This is a genomic window from Streptomyces sp. NPDC001492 (assembly GCF_053597275.1).
Genome location: NZ_JBSFHW010000027.1, coordinates 56,144 through 70,307, shown reverse-complemented (window position 1 = coordinate 70,307; position 14,164 = coordinate 56,144). Strand labels below are relative to the sequence as shown.

The window sequence follows — 14,164 nt, the reverse complement described above, 5'->3', positions numbered from 1 at the left end:
GGGTGCCAAGGGGGCATCCACAGGACTCGGGGGAGAGCGTGACCACTCTGGCAGACCTCGCCGTACCGTCCGTGCGCTGGCTGTGGCAGAAGGCCACGCTGAAGGAGCCGACGGTGCTGCAGTCGTTCGCGTTCGACGAGGCGCACAAGCACCTGTACGTCCTCCAGGTCACCGCCACCGGCCACGCGGCCGGCGATCTGTGCCTCAACCGGCTGGACTACCGGGGCAACCGGCTGGGCGCCATGTATCTGAAGGGCTTCGGGCACGGCGTCAGCATGGGTGTCCAGCACGACGCCAAGGACGGCTCCACCTGGATCTGGACCGAGGCCGCCGCCGAGAACGGCTTCGGGCAGGGCGTCACCCGCTTCCACTTCAAGGACGGGGCCGTGCGCACCGGCGCGGACGTCAGGATCCGCAAGCCCGTCCCCGGCTCCACCAACAACCAGCCGTCCGTGTGCACGGCTTCCCGGCGCATCGCCGTCCGCTACCGGGACAAGGCCAACAAGCCCCGCTACCGGATATGGGACCTGGACGCCTTCACCGCCCACGACTACGCCGACCCGATCGCGGACATCGCCCAGACAGGCGCCCACCCCGACCCGAAGATCCCGTTCCAGGGCTACGCCCTGCACCGCGACGTCATCTACCAGCTCGCGGGCACGGCCTACGACGCGAAGACCAACCCGGCCGCGAAGCACGGCAACGCATACGTCTCCAGCCTCGACATCACCACCGGCAGGCTGCTCCAGCAGCAGCGCACCGAGGCCGGCTACACGCTCACCTACCGCGAGCCGGAGGGTGTCGCCGTGCGCGGCACAGCGGACGCGAAGGTGTACCTCGGCTTCGCCTCGGGGGAGCGGGGGGCACGCCGCTTCTCGATCTTCGTCAAGGACGACGAACAGCCGTAGCGGGAGCCGTAGTCTGACCGCATGGCCAGGATCAACGACGTGGGCGGTACGGAGGGCTTCGGCGCCGTCGACATCACCGACGACGCCGAGCCCTTCCACGCGGACTGGGAGGCCCGTGTTGTGGGGCTCCTCGGTGCCCTGCGCGCGCAGGGGATCTTCAACACGAACGAGTTCCGGGACGCCATCGAGTCGATGCCGCCCAGGGAGTACCTGGCGGCGTCGTACTACGAGCGCTGGTTCGAGGCGATCTGCACCCTGCTGGAACGCAAGGGCGTGATCGAGCCGGGTGAGCTGGACGATCTCGATGGCTGACGGCGACCGTTTCCCACCGGGCACGGCGGTCCGCACCTTCCACCACGACCCGCCGCACCACACCCGCCTGCCGCGGTACGCACGCGGCAAGCGGGGCGTCGTTCTCGAGCCGGAGGGGCGGGCGGAACTGGCCGACGTCAGCGCGCAGGGGCGTGGGGACGCGCCGGTCGAGCAGGTCTACGCCGTCCGGTTCGCGGCCCGCGACCTGTGGGGCGAGGGCGACCACCACGTCGTACTGGACCTGTGGGAAAGCTACTTGGAAGCGGATGAAGAAGGTGCGGCCCGATGAGCGGTGACCACTCCGACGCGACGATCGCGCGGCGGGTACGGCGCCTGGAGACCCTGCTGGAGGAGAAGGGGATCGTGTCGGGCGCCCGGCTGGACGAGATCGTCGACGCGTCCCTGAGCGGCGCCGCGCCCGCGAACGGCGCGCGGGTCGTCGCCCGCGCCTGGACCGACACGGACTTCAGGGTGCGGCTCCTGGCGGACGGCACCGCCGCCGTCCGCGAACTCGGCTACATGGAGGGCTCGTACCAGCGCCTGCGGGTCGTCGAGAACACGGACACGACCCACAACGTCATCGTCTGCACCCTCTGCTCCTGCTACCCGCTGCGCCTGCTCGGCCCGTCCCCGAGCTGGTACAAGTCCGAGGCCTACCGCTCCCGCGTGGTCCGCGAACCCCGGGCCGTACTGGCCGAGTTCGGCCTCGAACTGCCCGCCGGCACGGAGATCACGGTGTGGGACTCCAGCGCGGAGACGCGCTACATGGTGCTCCCGCGCCGCCCCGAGGGCACGGACGCCCTGGACGAGGAACAGCTCGCGGCCCTGGTCACCCGCAACGCACTGATCGGAACGGCGGCCTTCTGACGAGCCGGTGGTCCGGAGGTCCAAGCTGCCCTGGCGAAGCAGGCTGCGGTCCGGCAGCGCCCTTAAGGGGCGCGGGGAACTGCGCGACCAGCCACGACGGGCCTACAGACGATCGACGGCCAATCCGCCCCCCGGCGGAGCCGCAAATCAGCACAGCTTGCGGAGCGCTTACTCGTCCTCGGCAGCCGGGTTCCCCGACGGCACCGGCTCGTTCGGCGGCTCACCCAGCGCCGCCAACGCCTGCTTCGCCAAAGGCACCCTCAGCGGCGAGAAGGCCGGATTGATCCGCAACGCCTCCTGCAGATGCCGCCGCGCGGGCCAGGGCAGCTCCAGCTCCTGCTCGATCATGCCCCGGTGGTACGCGTACAGCGCACTGCGTACGGCGCCCCCGTGCGCCCTGTCCGTCGCCACCATGGCGAACTTCAGCGCCCCCTTGTCGTCCCCCGCCATGTGCAGCGCCCACCCCAGGGCATCCGCCACCTCGGTCCCGGGCTGCCGCCGCCACTCGGCGCGCAGCAGCCGCACGGCCGCCTGTGCATCCCCGTGGTCCGCCTCGAACACACCGAGCACCAGGTCGTCGTCCACACCGCCCGCCACCTCGCCCTGCACCCGGGTGCCCAGCACGTCGTACTCCGCGCGGGCGGCGTCCGCCATCCCCAGCGACTCGTACAACTCACCCAGTTCCAGGGCGTACTGGGGGCACGGCTGCTTGTCGAGCGCCACCCGGTACGCGTTCAGCGCCTCCGTCGTGCGGCCCAGCGCCGCCAGCGTCCTGCCCTGCCCGGCCTGCGCGGCCCGCTGGTCGGGGTCGAGCCGCACCGCCGCCTGGAAGTGCCTGAGTGCCTCCGCCAGGTCCCCGCGCTCGAAGGCCAGCTGCCCGGACCGCTCCAGCCAGGCCGCCTGCTCGGCCGGTGTGCCCGCGGCCGCCGCCGCGTCGGACAGGGCGGCCGCGGCGTCCTCCCGCCAGCCCCGGTCGCGGTAGAGGGCCGCGGCCCGCGCCCGCACGGCGGCCGCCCCCGGGTGCAGTTCCAGGAGCCGGTCGAGCGTCTTCTTGGCCGCCTTGTAGTCGCCGAGGCCGGTGTAGGCGTCGATCAGCAGCGGATACGTCGTCCACCGCCTCGGCGCAGGCTTCAGCGCCGCCACGCCCCAGGTCCGCGCCGACCGGAAGTCCCGGCGGGCGTTCGCCAGCGCCGCCATGCCGTCCAGTGCCGCCACGTTCCCCTTCTCCCGGACCTTCAGCGAGGTCCGCAGCGCCCGCTCGGCCCGCGGATAGTTCGACGCGTCCGCCGTGCGCCGTCCCTGCTCCACATAGGCCGTTCCGAGCACCGCCCACGCGTGCGCGTCCTCGGGGTGCGCCCGCACCCGGGCCTCACGGCCCGCGATCAGCATCGCCAGGTCCGGCAGCGCGGCCGGCACCCCGGAGGTCACCGCCGTCAGCGCCTGGGCGCCCGGCGCGGGCGCCGGCGCCACCGGCCGGGGCGCAGCCGCCCGCTCCCAGGGCCACAGCGCCAGCGCCCCGCCGAGCACGGCACACCCCGCGACGGCGGCGAGCAGCACCCGCCGGACCGGACGCGGGCGGCGGCCCTCCGCTTGCTTCTCCATGGCGATCACTGTGCGTCAATACGACGAGCACATCCCGGCATACGTCCAGTGCCGTAGACGGGGTTCACACCGATGGCCCCGGGTGCGACGCTGTGATCATGAGCCGTATCGAAGCGCCTCGTGACGAAGCGACCGGAAACCTCGTCGACCGTCTGCTGGGCGGTCTGCCCGCCGAGGCCGTCCTGACCGACCCGGACGTCACGGCCTCCTACGCCAACGACATGGCCAGCTTCTGCCCGGCCGGCACCCCCGCTGTGGTCGTGCTGCCCCGTACGGTCGAAGAGGTCCAGCACGTCATGCGCATCGCCACCGAACTGCGCGTCCCGGTCGTCCCGCAGGGCGCCCGCACGGGCCTGTCGGGCGGCGCCAACGCCTCCGACGGCTGCATCGTGCTGTCCCTGACCAAGATGGACCGCATCCTGGAGATCAGTCCCGTCGACCGCATCGCCGTGGTCGAACCCGGCGTCATCAACGCGACCCTCTCCCGCGCGGTCGGCGAACACGGCCTGTACTACCCGCCGGACCCGTCCAGCTGGGAGATGTGCACGATCGGCGGCAACATCGGGACGGCCTCGGGCGGTCTGTGCTGTGTGAAGTACGGGGTCACGGCCGAGTACGTACTGGGTCTGGAGGTGGTGCTGGCCGACGGGCGGCTCATGTCCACCGGCCGCCGTACGGCCAAGGGCGTCGCCGGTTACGACCTCACCCGGCTCTTCGTCGGTTCCGAGGGCTCGCTCGGCATCGTCGTCAAGGCGATCCTGGCGCTCAGGCCGCAGCCGCCGCAGCAGCTGGTGCTGGCTGCCGAGTTCGCGTCCGGCGCGGCCGCCTGCGACGCCGTGTGCAAGATCATGGAGGGCGGCCACGTTCCGTCCCTGCTCGAACTGATGGACCGTACGACGGTCAAGGCGGTCAACGACCTCGCGCACATGGGCCTCCCGGAGACCACGGAGGCCCTGCTCCTGGCGGCCTTCGACACGCCGGACCCCGCCGCCGACCTCGCCGCCGTCGGCGCGCTGTGCGAGGCGGCGGGCGCCACCCAGGTCGTCCCCGCCGACGACTTCGCCGAGTCCGAACTCCTCCTCCAGGCGCGGCGGTTGTCGCTCACCGCGCTCGAGGCCGTCAGCGGTACGACGATGATCGACGACGTGTGCGTGCCCCGGTCCAGGCTCGGCGAGATGCTCGAAGGCACCGAGCGGATCGCCGAGAAGTACCAGCTCACCATCGGGGTCGTCGCGCACGCCGGCGACGGCAACACCCATCCGACGGTCTGCTTCGACGCCGCCGACCCCGACGAGTCCCGGCGCGCCCGCGAGTCCTTCGACGAGATCATGGCCCTCGGGCTCGAACTCGGCGGCACGATCACCGGCGAGCACGGCGTGGGCGTCCTGAAGAAGGAGTGGCTGGCGCGCGAGATCGGCCCGGTGGGGGTGGAGATGCAGCGTGCGGTCAAGCAGGTCTTCGACCCGCTGGGCATCCTGAACCCGGGCAAGCTGTTCTGACCTCCTTCGGGGGTACGGCTCACTGGGCGAGCAGCTGGTCGAGCGCGGCGTCGATCCCCAGCTGCTCGCCCTCAGTCCCCGGAGGCACCACCCGCAGCGTCCGCTCCAGCCAGGCCGACACCTGAGCGGCAGGTGCCTCCAGCAGGGCGTCACCATCGGGTGAATTGAGCGCCATCAGGACGACGCTGCGACCCTCCGACCTGGTCGGCCACACCCGCACGTCCCCGTGCCCGCAGGCCCGGAACACGCCCTCCACCAGGAGGTCGCGGGAGAACGTCCAGTACACGGGGTTCTCGGAGTTGATGTGGAAGGTGACGTGGACGGCAAACGGGTCGTCGGTGCGGTAGCCCAGCCGGGCCGGGACCGGAATGCTGCGCTCCGGCGACAGGATCAGTCTGAGCTCGAGCTCGCGCTCCACCACGGTGTAGTGCATGTCGTGCGGTTCCTCTCTCGGGCAGGTGTACGGGGGGCCCTGCGGGTGGGCCCGTACACGTGGAGAGGGGAGAGAGGCGCGGGCATTACGCGGGTTCGGAGAATTTTTTTCCGGACGTGTGAGGACGGTGCACGGCGTTGCCCGAAAGGGGTGGGACTGGCGGGACTGTCGGTGGGGGTTGCGCCCGTCTGACTGTGCTTTCCCGGGGGCCAACCCCCGGACCCCCGGCCGAACGATTCGTGGCTCCCCGGGTTTTATTCGTGTGAAGTACATGTACGAGGTTGCCCGGAAAGGGGTGGGACTGGCGGGACTGTCGGTGGGGGTTGCGCCCGTCTGGTAGATGTGGAGGCCTCTATATTCACCCCCGAGCAGATACGGGACGACGGACATGAGCGCCCCAACCCCGGCACCCGGTGACAACAGGCCCCGCGAAGGGTATTACCCGGACCCGTCCATTCCCGGATATGTCCGGTACTGGAACGGTGCGTCCTGGGTGCCGGGCACCAGCCGTCCGGCCCCGACGGACGGCGAGTCGCTCGCCCCGCCGCCCGGCAGCGACCCGGCTCCGGTCGAGGAGACGGGACCGCACTTCTTCGACGAGGACCCGGCGCCGCAGCCGGCCCCGGCCCAGCACGGCAACCGGCCCGAACCCGCGAGCGCCTGGGGTGCCGACAGGTCCCGGCAGTCCGGCTTCGGCGGCGACCAGGACCGCCGGGTGTCGTGGGGCAACAACCCGCCCTCCGCGGACCCGCGCCTCGCCGACGGCGCCCCGGCCCAGCCGGACGGTCAGGCGTCCCGCACCGACGGCACGGCGACGATCCCGCCGGCGAACCCGGAAGCGGACGCCCCGGCCTCCGGCGGCACGTTCGTGTTCCGCAGGCCGACGGCGCAGACCGGGGAGACGGAACCCCCGGCGGCGGCCGGCCAAGGCATCCCCGGCCCCGGTGGCCCCGCGGCCGACGAGGGCACCATGACGTTCCGTGCGCTGTCCCAGCGCACGGGCAGGCAGGGCGGGGCGCAGAACGGCAGCACGGGGGCGCCCGGCTTCGGTGCGGGCAAGGCGGCCGCCGACCGCGCCGCTGCGGCGCAGGCGCAGCCCGCCCCCTCGGGCCCCCAGCAGGCCACCCCGGTGATCCCGCCGCAGGGCGGCGGCACCCGGCCCGCGGCGGCCGTCCAGCCCCCCGCCGCACAGGCCCCCGCCCCCGTCGCCACCCCCATGACCAGCGGCGCCGGCGGCGGCCAGCACTCCTGGGCGCAGCAGGTCCACCGGCTCGCGGGCGCCGACGAGGACCAGCCCGTGGCCCCCTGGAAGCCGCCGGTCGAGGACATCTTCCAGGCGGCCGCCAGGCGCCAGGCGGCGGCCCGCCCCGCCGGTCTCGGCAAGCGGCTGGCCGCCCGGCTGCTGGACACCGTCGTTCTCGCGGCCGTCACGGCCGTGGCCGCCGTACCGCTCGGCAGCAAGGCCGTCGACCACGTCAACGAGAAGATCGACGAGGCCAGGCTCTCCGGCCAGGCCGTGACCGTCTGGCTGCTGGACGGCACGACGTCGGTGTATCTGGGCATCATCCTGGCGGTACTGCTCGGCTTCGGCGTCCTCTACGAGGTGCTGCCCACGGCCAAGTGGGGCCGCACGCTCGGCAAGAAGCTGCTGGGTCTCGAGGTGCGGGACATCGAGGCACACGAGCCGCCGTCGTTCGGCGGGGCGCTGCGCCGCTGGCTCGTGTACAGCGTGCCGGGCCTGCTCGGTGTCGGTGTCGTGGGCGTCGTGTGGTGCGTGTTCGACCGCCCGTGGCACCAGTGCTGGCACGACAAGGCGGCGGGTACGTTTGTCGCGGGCTGACCGCGTCCGACGTATGCACCAGCCGATTCGGTACTCCGGACGGCCGTTCGCCGGATGCGGAGCCGGGAGGTTCGCGGTCCACTCGGGCCATGAGCAGCGAACCGCCCCCCGGATCCGGCGGACCGCCGGAGGACGACCCGTTCAGGAAGCAGCCCCCTCCTGGCCAGGGATCGGGCTCACCGTACGACGCCCCCGGCGGTGGCGGGCAGCCACCGCCGTACGGCGGTGACCCCTACGGCGGCGGCCAGTACCCCACCGACCCCCTCGCCGGGATGCCCCCGCTCGCCGACAGCGGCAGGCGCACGCTCGCCCGGATCATCGACCTGATCCTCGTGGGCATCGTCGTCTGGCTGCTCACCTGGGCGTTCAACGTCCACGAGTACGACGTGAACGGCAACAACCTCTCCTACACCAAGTCCTTCGCGCAGTCGCTGATCGCCGCCGTGCTCTACATCGGCTACGACACGTATCTGATCAGCAGGACGGGACAGACGCTCGGCAAGAAGTGGCTGAGCATGCGCGTCGCCAACCTCGACAACGGCTCCACGCCCTCCGTGCAGACCTCACTGACGCGCGCGGCGGTGCTGTGGATCCCGTTCGCGTTCTGCTGCGCGTGCATCTGGACCGCGATCGCGGGCGGCTGGAGCTACTTCGACCGCCCGTACAAACAGGGCCTGCACGACAAGGCGGCCAAGACCGTGGTGGTCAGCACCCATTGAGGCGGCAGGTCAGGAGGCGGCGCGCTCGTGCACGGGCTCGGAGGCCGCTGCGGCGACCGTGGCCGGTACGGGGACCTCCTGCTCCGCCTCCACGGCCGCGGGCTGCCGGACCGCGACCACCCTCGACCTGGGCAGTGGGACCGTCATGGCGACCAGAAGCCCCAGGGCGAGTGCCGCGAAGGCGATGACCGCGATCCCCACGCCCGAACTCGTCTGCGACAGTAGCAGCATGGCGAGCGTCGAGAAGATCACGGTGCACGAACCGTAGACGAGCTGGGCGGGCGTCGGACGAGGCATGGCAATCGTGTCCTCGGAAGTGGGGGTCCACGGGGGAGTCGGCCTGGGTTTCTGCCGATTTCCGGGCAGTCCGCCAATCGACTCTAATCGCGTGCATGCCCGAGTGGAACGAACGGTAAGCGTGACCTAACCAACAGTGCCGGTGCACAGGGGGCGCACGGAGTCATGGCGTCCATCAAGTGGACGTTCGAACGCGCCGGTCGGAGTGTCCGCAAAGCGAACCTGGGCTCCGCATAGTGCAATTGTTGTGTCCAAGTCAAGGTCTGTCTTTTCTTACCGACCTCTAGTCAAATTGCGTCACTTGACTTGCCACCTTGACCAAGAGGAACTCAAGTGACCCCAAAACCCTGGACGTTCAGAGCAACCGCGGTCGGCGTCGTGCTCGCTGCGGCCACCGCCACGTTCTCGACGTTCGCCGTGGCCCAGGCCGCCGACCCGGCCGCGACGGCCACTCGTGACCGCCATGACCCGGCGGCGGTCAAGAGCGTGGAGCAGGACGACCTCGACGGTCCGCTCTCCAAGACCCAGGATGCCCAGCGCCAGGAGGCTCTGAGCCAGGTCATATCCGGCCAGGCCCAGGTCAAGGACCGGGGCGGTTCGCAGGTCGTCCAGCTGAAGAGCAAGAAGGGCGACCCCAAGTACGTGGAGCTGGGCCGGGAGAAGACCGACAAGATCTTCACGATCCTGGTCGAGTTCGGCGACAAGACGGACAGCGCCTACGGCGGCACGGCGGGCCCCGCGCACAACCAGATAGCCCAGCCCGACCGCACGAAGGACAACTCGACGGCCTGGCAGGCGGACTACAACCAGAAGCACTTCCAGGACCTCTACTTCGGCACCGGCACCGACTCCATGAAGTCCTTCTACGAGAAGCAGTCCTCGGGCCGCTACTCGGTGGACGGCGAGGTGGCCGACTGGGTCAAGGTCCCCTACAACGAGGCCCGCTACGGCAACAACGCCTGCGGCTCCACCAACTGCCCCAGCGTGTGGAACGTCGTCAGCGACGGCGTCACCGCGTGGGTCGCCCAGCAGAAGGCGGCCGGCAAGTCCGACGCCGACATCAAGACGGACCTGGCGAAGTTCGACCAGTGGGACCGCTACGACTACGACGGCGACGGCAACTTCAACGAGCCCGACGGCTACATAGACCACTTCCAGATCGTGCACGCCGGAGAGGACGAGTCCGCGGGCGGCGGCGCCCAGGGCACGGACGCGATCTGGGCGCACCGCTGGTACGCGTTCGGCAGCGACACGGGCAGCACCGGCCCCACGGGCAACAAACTGGGCGGCGCGCAGATAGGCGACACCGGCATCTGGGTGGGCGACTACACCATCCAGCCGGAGAACGGCGGACTGGGCGTCTTCGCCCACGAGTACGGCCACGACCTGGGTCTGCCGGACCACTACGACACCACCAACGCCGGTGAGAACTCGACCGGTTTCTGGACGCTGATGTCCAACGGTTCCTGGCTCGGCCGCGGCGAGGACACCATCGGTGACCTGCCGGGCAACTTCAACGCCTGGGACAAGCTGCAGCTGGGCTGGCTGAACTACGACACGGCGAAGGCCGCGACGAAGTCGAAGCACAAGCTGGGTGTCGCCGAGTACAACACCAAGAACAAGCAGGCGCTGGTGGTCTCACTGCCCGACAAGGCGGTCACCACCGAGGTCGTGCCCCCCGCCCAGGGCTCGTCCCAGTGGTGGAGCGGCAGCGGCAACGACCTCAAGAACACCCTGACCCGCTCGGTGGACCTCACCGGCAAGTCCAAGGCCACCCTCACCCTGGACGGCTACTACGACATCGAGGCGGGCTTCGACTACCTCTACGCCGAGGTGTCGACCGACGGCGGCGCCAACTGGACCCCGCTCGACGGCACGGTGGACGGCCAGGCCATCCCGCGCGACGGCAGCGGCAAGCCGGCGCTGACGGGCACGGTCGACGGCTACAAGAAGCTGTCGTACTCGCTGGACGCCTACGCGGGCAGCAAGATCGGCCTGCGCTTCCGCTACCAGACCGACGGCGGTGTGGCGCAGAAGGGCTTCGCGGCCGACGAGATCACGGTGACCGCGGACGGCACGGCGCTGTTCAGCGACAACGCCGAGAGCGCGGACCCGGGTTGGACCGCCACCGGCTTCTCCCGCATCGGCGCGTCCTTCACCAAGGACTACAAGCAGTACTACATCGCGGAGAACCGCCAGTACGTGTCGTACGACAGGACCCTCAAGGTCGGCCCGTACAACTTCGGCTTCTCGACGACCCGTCCGGACTGGGTGGAGCACTACCCGTACCAGAACGGCCTGTTGATCTGGAAGTGGGACACCTCGCAGCAGGACAACAACACCAGCCAGCACCCCGGTGTCGGCCTGATCCTGCCCGTCGACTCGCACCCGACGGCGCTGAAGTGGTCCGACGGCAAGCCGATGCGCAGCCGTATCCAGTCCTACGACTCGCCGTTCAGCCTGTACCGCACGGACGGCATCACGCTGCACAACGCGGACGTCGAGACGAGGATCCCGTCCTCGAAGGGCGTGCCGGTCTTCGACGACCACGCGAGCACGTACTACGACGACTCGACCCCGTTCGCCGGTGTCAAGATCACTGACACCAATACCAAGATCAAGATCGTCAGGGAGGCCAAGGACGGCTCGACGATCAAGGTCGAGGTCGGCCCCGCGGTGAAGTAGTCGACATTTTCGCAGGTCAGAAGCGTATCGGCGGCGACCCCCTGGCGGGTTGCCGCCGATCGTGTTTAGGTGCGTCCTGTGCTTCCCTTATTGACACCGGTAACGACATCGACTCGCACGGGGGTGTGACTGCATGGCCGCAGGAGGTTTCTGCAAGCTGCCGACAGGCAGCGTGGTGGTGGCGCTGAACCTGCCCAGCCCCACCGCCGACGGCACGGGCTGCATACGCTTCCTCGTGCACGCCCAGAACCGGGCGCGGGCCCTGACCAGGCTGCGCAACCTGGGCATGCGGGCGGTGTACCTGCGCGGCAACGCCGCCCCGCCGACCCCGGACGAGATCACCGCGGTCCTGCACCACCCCGACGGCCTCATATGGCGCACTGCACCTGACAACGGTGTCGTTCCGGGCCCGGAGCTCCCCCAGGAGCTGTGGCACCCGGTCAGGGCCCTGCTGAGGCAGCGCCCCGAAGGGGCGCGGGGAACGGCGCGACCAGCCACAGTGGACCTGTAGAGGCCCAACCACTCATCGCGGCACCCCGGGGCGCGCACGCTCAGGCAACCACCGGCTTCCCGGACAACTCCACACCCGCCGAGCGCAGCTCCTCCAGAGCACGCTCGGTGGTCGCCTCGGCCACCCCCGCGGTCAGATCGAGCAGCACCTGGGTGCGGAACCCCTCCCGGGCGGCGTCCAGCGCGGTGGCGCGCACGCAGTGGTCGGTGGCGATCCCGACGACGTCGACCTCGCCGACCTCCCGGGCGCGCAGCCAGTCGGCCAGCGTCACGCCGTTCTCGTCGGCCCCCTCGAACCCGCTGTACGCCGCCGCGTACGCGCCCTTGTCGAAGACGGCGTCGACCGCCCCGGAGGCGACGGCGGGCGCGAAGTTCGGGTGGAAGCCGACGCCCTCGGTGCCCGCGACGCAGTGCGCGGGCCAGGAGTGCTGGAAATCGGGGTTGTCGGCGAAGTGGCCGCCGGGTGCGATGTGGTGGTCGCGGGTGGCCACCACGTGCCGGTAGCCGGAGCCGCCCGCCTGCCCGATCAGCTCGGTGATGGCGGCGGCCACATCGGCACCCCCGGCCACGGCGAGGCTGCCCCCCTCGCAGAAGTCGTTCTGCACGTCAACGACGATCAAGGCGCGGCGCATGGTGGGTGTCCTTCTCGACGATGGGGTCGGGGGAGGGGTGCGGGCCCGGCCATGGAACTTCCGAGCGTATTGAGTTCCCGTCCGGTAGGGGAGGGGGCGTCACGGGGCGTATCCGGCGGCACCTGCTTTAGCTACCCGAGCGCCCGTGTACGTACTCCGTCGGAATGACCGGTTCCCCGCGCGAGAGCTGGGTCGCGGACAGCGGCAGGTTCGCGCGCGCGGCCGTGTGCCGGTCGCGTACGACGTCCAGCGGCTCGCGCGCCACCACGTCGCCGCCCTTGACCAGCTCGACCAGCAGCTGCCGGTCCGCCAGCTCGGCCGGGACGGTGCCGGTGCCGACGACCTCGGCCTCCGCGACGCCGTCCGCGTCGAGGCGCCGCGCGGCCCACTTGCGGCCGCCGATGGACGTCTTGCCGCCGCTGGACTTCTTCGCCACCGGCACCAGCGGCGCCCTGGGGTCCGCGGACTCGGCGCGGGCGACCAGCTTGTACACCATCGAGCAGGTCGGGTGCCCCGACCCGGTGACCAGCTGCGTACCGACGCCGTACGCGTCCACGGGCGCCGCCGCCAGCGAGGCGATGGCGTACTCGTCGAGGTCCGAGGTCACGATGATCTTCGTGGCCGTGGCGCCCAGCTCGTCCAGCTGCTGCCGCACCCGGTGCGCGACCAGCAGCAGGTCACCGGAGTCGATGCGCACGGCACCCAGCTCGGGCCCGGCGATCTCGACGGCCGCCCGGACGGCCTCGGCGACGTCGTAGGTGTCCACGAGCAGGGTGGTGTTCCGGCCGAGCGAGTTGACCTGGGCCTGGAAGGCGTCCCGCTCGCGGTCGTGCAGGAGGGTGAAGGCATGGGCGGAGGTCCCGACGGTCGGGATGTTGTAGCGGAACCCGGCCGCGAGGTCCGAGGTGGAGGCGAAACCGCCGACGTACGCGGCACGTGAGGCGGCGACCGCGGCGAGCTCGTGGGTGCGCCGGGCGCCCATCTCGATCAGCGGGCGCTGCCCGGCGGCCGAGGACATCCGGGAGGCGGCCGCGGCGATCGCGGAGTCGTGGTTGAGGATGGAGAGGATCACCGTCTCCAGCAGCACGCACTCGGCGAACGAGCCCTCGACCCGCATGATCGGCGAGCCCGGGAAGTACACCTCGCCCTCGGGGTAGCCCCACACATCGCCGGAGAAGCGGTAGGAGCCGAGCCATTCGAGGGTCGCCTCGTCGACGATGTTCCGCTCGCGCAGGAAGCCGAGGACATCCGCGTCGAAGCGGAAGTTCTCCACGGCGTCCAGGACCCGCCCGGTGCCGGCCACCACGCCGTAGCGCCGCCCCTCCGGCAGCCGCCGGGTGAAGACCTCGAAGACGCTTCGCCGTTCGGCCGTACCGGCCTTGAGGGCGGCCTGCAGCATCGTGAGCTCGTACTGGTCCGTGAAGAGCGCCGTCGAGGGAACGTCCACCGGCAGCCCAAGGTCCGCTGTGTTCATGGCAATGATGCTAACACCCCTTCGCGTCAGTGTGACGATTTGTGGGGCCCGTGGCAGCATGGGCAGTGTGACGTCACCCGCTCCCCTTGAGATCGAACGGACCGAATCCGCGGAAGAGGTCTTCGCCGTACCCGAGCCGGACGTCCCCTGGGTCACGATCGTCCACAACGACCCGGTCAACCTCATGAGCTATGTGACGTACGTCTTCCAGACGTACTTCGGCTACACCAAGGACAAGGCCACCAAGCTCATGCTCGATGTCCACCACAAGGGCCGGGCGGTCGTCTCCAGCGGCACTCGCGAGGAGATGGAACGCGACGTGCAGGCCATGCACGGCTACGGACTGTGGGCCACCCTCCAGCAGGACCGGAAGTAGCGACTCAACC

General features: G+C 70.6%; 15 protein-coding genes. 10 read left to right on the top strand and 5 right to left on the bottom strand.

The window, feature by feature from the left end; translation table 11 throughout:
* The first annotated feature begins 38 nt into the window (after positions 1-38).
* From ACWC1K_RS30615 to nthA, 4 genes are read left to right on the top strand one after another with little or no spacing between them, the layout of a single operon-like run.
* Positions 39-908 carry a phage baseplate protein gene (locus ACWC1K_RS30615; RefSeq protein ID WP_450836160.1) on the top strand — a complete coding sequence of 290 codons (870 nt, stop codon included), beginning with the start codon at positions 39-41 and terminating at the stop codon, positions 906-908.
* A gap of 21 nt (positions 909-929) precedes the next feature.
* Positions 930-1,220 (top strand): hypothetical protein, encoded by a 291-nt coding sequence (locus tag ACWC1K_RS30610; protein ID WP_450836158.1) that lies wholly within the window; start codon positions 930-932, stop codon positions 1,218-1,220.
* Positions 1,213-1,509 (top strand): SH3-like domain-containing protein, encoded by a 297-nt coding sequence (locus ACWC1K_RS30605; protein WP_450836156.1) that lies wholly within the window; start codon positions 1,213-1,215, stop codon positions 1,507-1,509. Before ACWC1K_RS30610 ends, ACWC1K_RS30605 begins: the two co-directional genes overlap by 8 nt.
* Positions 1,506-2,087, top strand: a complete 582-nt coding sequence (gene nthA, locus ACWC1K_RS30600; RefSeq protein WP_450836154.1) for a nitrile hydratase subunit alpha — start codon at positions 1,506-1,508, stop codon at positions 2,085-2,087. Before ACWC1K_RS30605 ends, nthA begins: the two co-directional genes overlap by 4 nt.
* A 168-nt stretch (positions 2,088-2,255) precedes the next feature.
* Here nthA and ACWC1K_RS30595 read toward each other — a convergent pair whose 3' ends face one another.
* Positions 2,256-3,689: a tetratricopeptide repeat protein gene (locus ACWC1K_RS30595; RefSeq protein ID WP_450836152.1), complete on the bottom strand. Its 1,434-nt coding sequence runs from the start codon at positions 3,687-3,689 to the stop codon at positions 2,256-2,258.
* A 92-nt stretch (positions 3,690-3,781) separates the two neighbouring features.
* On the opposite strand from ACWC1K_RS30595, the gene ACWC1K_RS30590 reads away from it, so the two are divergent.
* Positions 3,782-5,188 carry an FAD-binding oxidoreductase gene (locus ACWC1K_RS30590; RefSeq protein WP_450698271.1) on the top strand — a complete coding sequence of 469 codons (1,407 nt, stop codon included), beginning with the start codon at positions 3,782-3,784 and terminating at the stop codon, positions 5,186-5,188.
* 19 nt (positions 5,189-5,207) lie between these two features.
* Here ACWC1K_RS30590 and ACWC1K_RS30585 read toward each other — a convergent pair whose 3' ends face one another.
* A complete protein-coding gene (locus ACWC1K_RS30585) occupies positions 5,208-5,621 on the bottom strand; it encodes an SsgA family sporulation/cell division regulator (protein ID WP_450836150.1) in 414 nt (137 codons plus the stop codon).
* 388 nt (positions 5,622-6,009) lie between these two features.
* On the opposite strand from ACWC1K_RS30585, the gene ACWC1K_RS30580 reads away from it, so the two are divergent.
* Positions 6,010-7,461, top strand: coding sequence for an RDD family protein (locus ACWC1K_RS30580; RefSeq protein ID WP_450836148.1), 1,452 nt, complete (start codon positions 6,010-6,012; stop codon positions 7,459-7,461).
* 89 nt (positions 7,462-7,550) lie between these two features.
* Positions 7,551-8,180, top strand: coding sequence for an RDD family protein (locus tag ACWC1K_RS30575; RefSeq protein WP_450836146.1), 630 nt, complete (start codon positions 7,551-7,553; stop codon positions 8,178-8,180).
* Between the two features lie 9 nt (positions 8,181-8,189).
* On the opposite strand, the gene ACWC1K_RS30570 is transcribed toward ACWC1K_RS30575, so the two are convergent.
* Positions 8,190-8,477 carry a hypothetical protein gene (locus ACWC1K_RS30570; RefSeq protein ID WP_450836144.1) on the bottom strand — a complete coding sequence of 96 codons (288 nt, stop codon included), beginning with the start codon at positions 8,475-8,477 and terminating at the stop codon, positions 8,190-8,192.
* 333 nt (positions 8,478-8,810) lie between these two features.
* Here ACWC1K_RS30570 and ACWC1K_RS30565 point away from each other — a divergent pair, with 333 nt between their 5' ends.
* Complete coding sequence (locus tag ACWC1K_RS30565; protein ID WP_450836142.1) at positions 8,811-11,162, top strand: immune inhibitor A domain-containing protein; 2,352 nt, start codon at positions 8,811-8,813, stop codon at positions 11,160-11,162.
* Positions 11,163-11,295: 133 nt separating this feature from the next.
* A complete protein-coding gene (locus tag ACWC1K_RS30560) occupies positions 11,296-11,673 on the top strand; it encodes a hypothetical protein (protein ID WP_450836140.1) in 378 nt (125 codons plus the stop codon).
* Positions 11,674-11,713: 40 nt separating this feature from the next.
* On the opposite strand, the gene ACWC1K_RS30555 is transcribed toward ACWC1K_RS30560, so the two are convergent.
* Positions 11,714-12,304: an isochorismatase family protein gene (locus tag ACWC1K_RS30555; RefSeq protein WP_450836138.1), complete on the bottom strand. Its 591-nt coding sequence runs from the start codon at positions 12,302-12,304 to the stop codon at positions 11,714-11,716.
* Positions 12,305-12,431: 127 nt separating this feature from the next.
* A complete protein-coding gene (locus tag ACWC1K_RS30550) occupies positions 12,432-13,778 on the bottom strand; it encodes a nicotinate phosphoribosyltransferase (protein ID WP_450836136.1) in 1,347 nt (448 codons plus the stop codon).
* A 58-nt stretch (positions 13,779-13,836) separates the two neighbouring features.
* Here ACWC1K_RS30550 and clpS point away from each other — a divergent pair, with 58 nt between their 5' ends.
* The gene (clpS, locus tag ACWC1K_RS30545) at positions 13,837-14,154 is read left to right on the top strand and encodes an ATP-dependent Clp protease adapter ClpS (RefSeq protein ID WP_450836135.1); all 318 of its coding nucleotides are present in this window, start codon (positions 13,837-13,839) and stop codon (positions 14,152-14,154) included.
* Positions 14,155-14,164: the final 10 nt, after the last annotated feature.

Bases quoted from the DNA above. Each gene is read 5' to 3' on its own strand.
- nthA (WP_450836154.1), top strand. From the start codon at position 1,506: ATGAGCGGTGACCACTCCGACGCGACGATCGCGCGGCGGGTACGGCGC.
- ACWC1K_RS30580 (WP_450836148.1), top strand. From the start codon at position 6,010: ATGAGCGCCCCAACCCCGGCACCCGGTGACAACAGGCCCCGCGAAGGG.
- ACWC1K_RS30570 (WP_450836144.1), bottom strand. From the start codon at position 8,477: ATGCCTCGTCCGACGCCCGCCCAGCTCGTCTACGGTTCGTGCACCGTG.
- clpS (WP_450836135.1), top strand. From the start codon at position 13,837: ATGGGCAGTGTGACGTCACCCGCTCCCCTTGAGATCGAACGGACCGAA.
- ACWC1K_RS30555 (WP_450836138.1), bottom strand. From the start codon at position 12,304: ATGCGCCGCGCCTTGATCGTCGTTGACGTGCAGAACGACTTCTGCGAG.
- ACWC1K_RS30550 (WP_450836136.1), bottom strand. From the start codon at position 13,778: ATGAACACAGCGGACCTTGGGCTGCCGGTGGACGTTCCCTCGACGGCG.
- ACWC1K_RS30585 (WP_450836150.1), bottom strand. From the start codon at position 5,621: ATGCACTACACCGTGGTGGAGCGCGAGCTCGAGCTCAGACTGATCCTG.
- ACWC1K_RS30575 (WP_450836146.1), top strand. From the start codon at position 7,551: ATGAGCAGCGAACCGCCCCCCGGATCCGGCGGACCGCCGGAGGACGAC.
- ACWC1K_RS30560 (WP_450836140.1), top strand. From the start codon at position 11,296: ATGGCCGCAGGAGGTTTCTGCAAGCTGCCGACAGGCAGCGTGGTGGTG.
- ACWC1K_RS30595 (WP_450836152.1), bottom strand. From the start codon at position 3,689: ATGGAGAAGCAAGCGGAGGGCCGCCGCCCGCGTCCGGTCCGGCGGGTG.
- ACWC1K_RS30610 (WP_450836158.1), top strand. From the start codon at position 930: ATGGCCAGGATCAACGACGTGGGCGGTACGGAGGGCTTCGGCGCCGTC.
- ACWC1K_RS30605 (WP_450836156.1), top strand. From the start codon at position 1,213: ATGGCTGACGGCGACCGTTTCCCACCGGGCACGGCGGTCCGCACCTTC.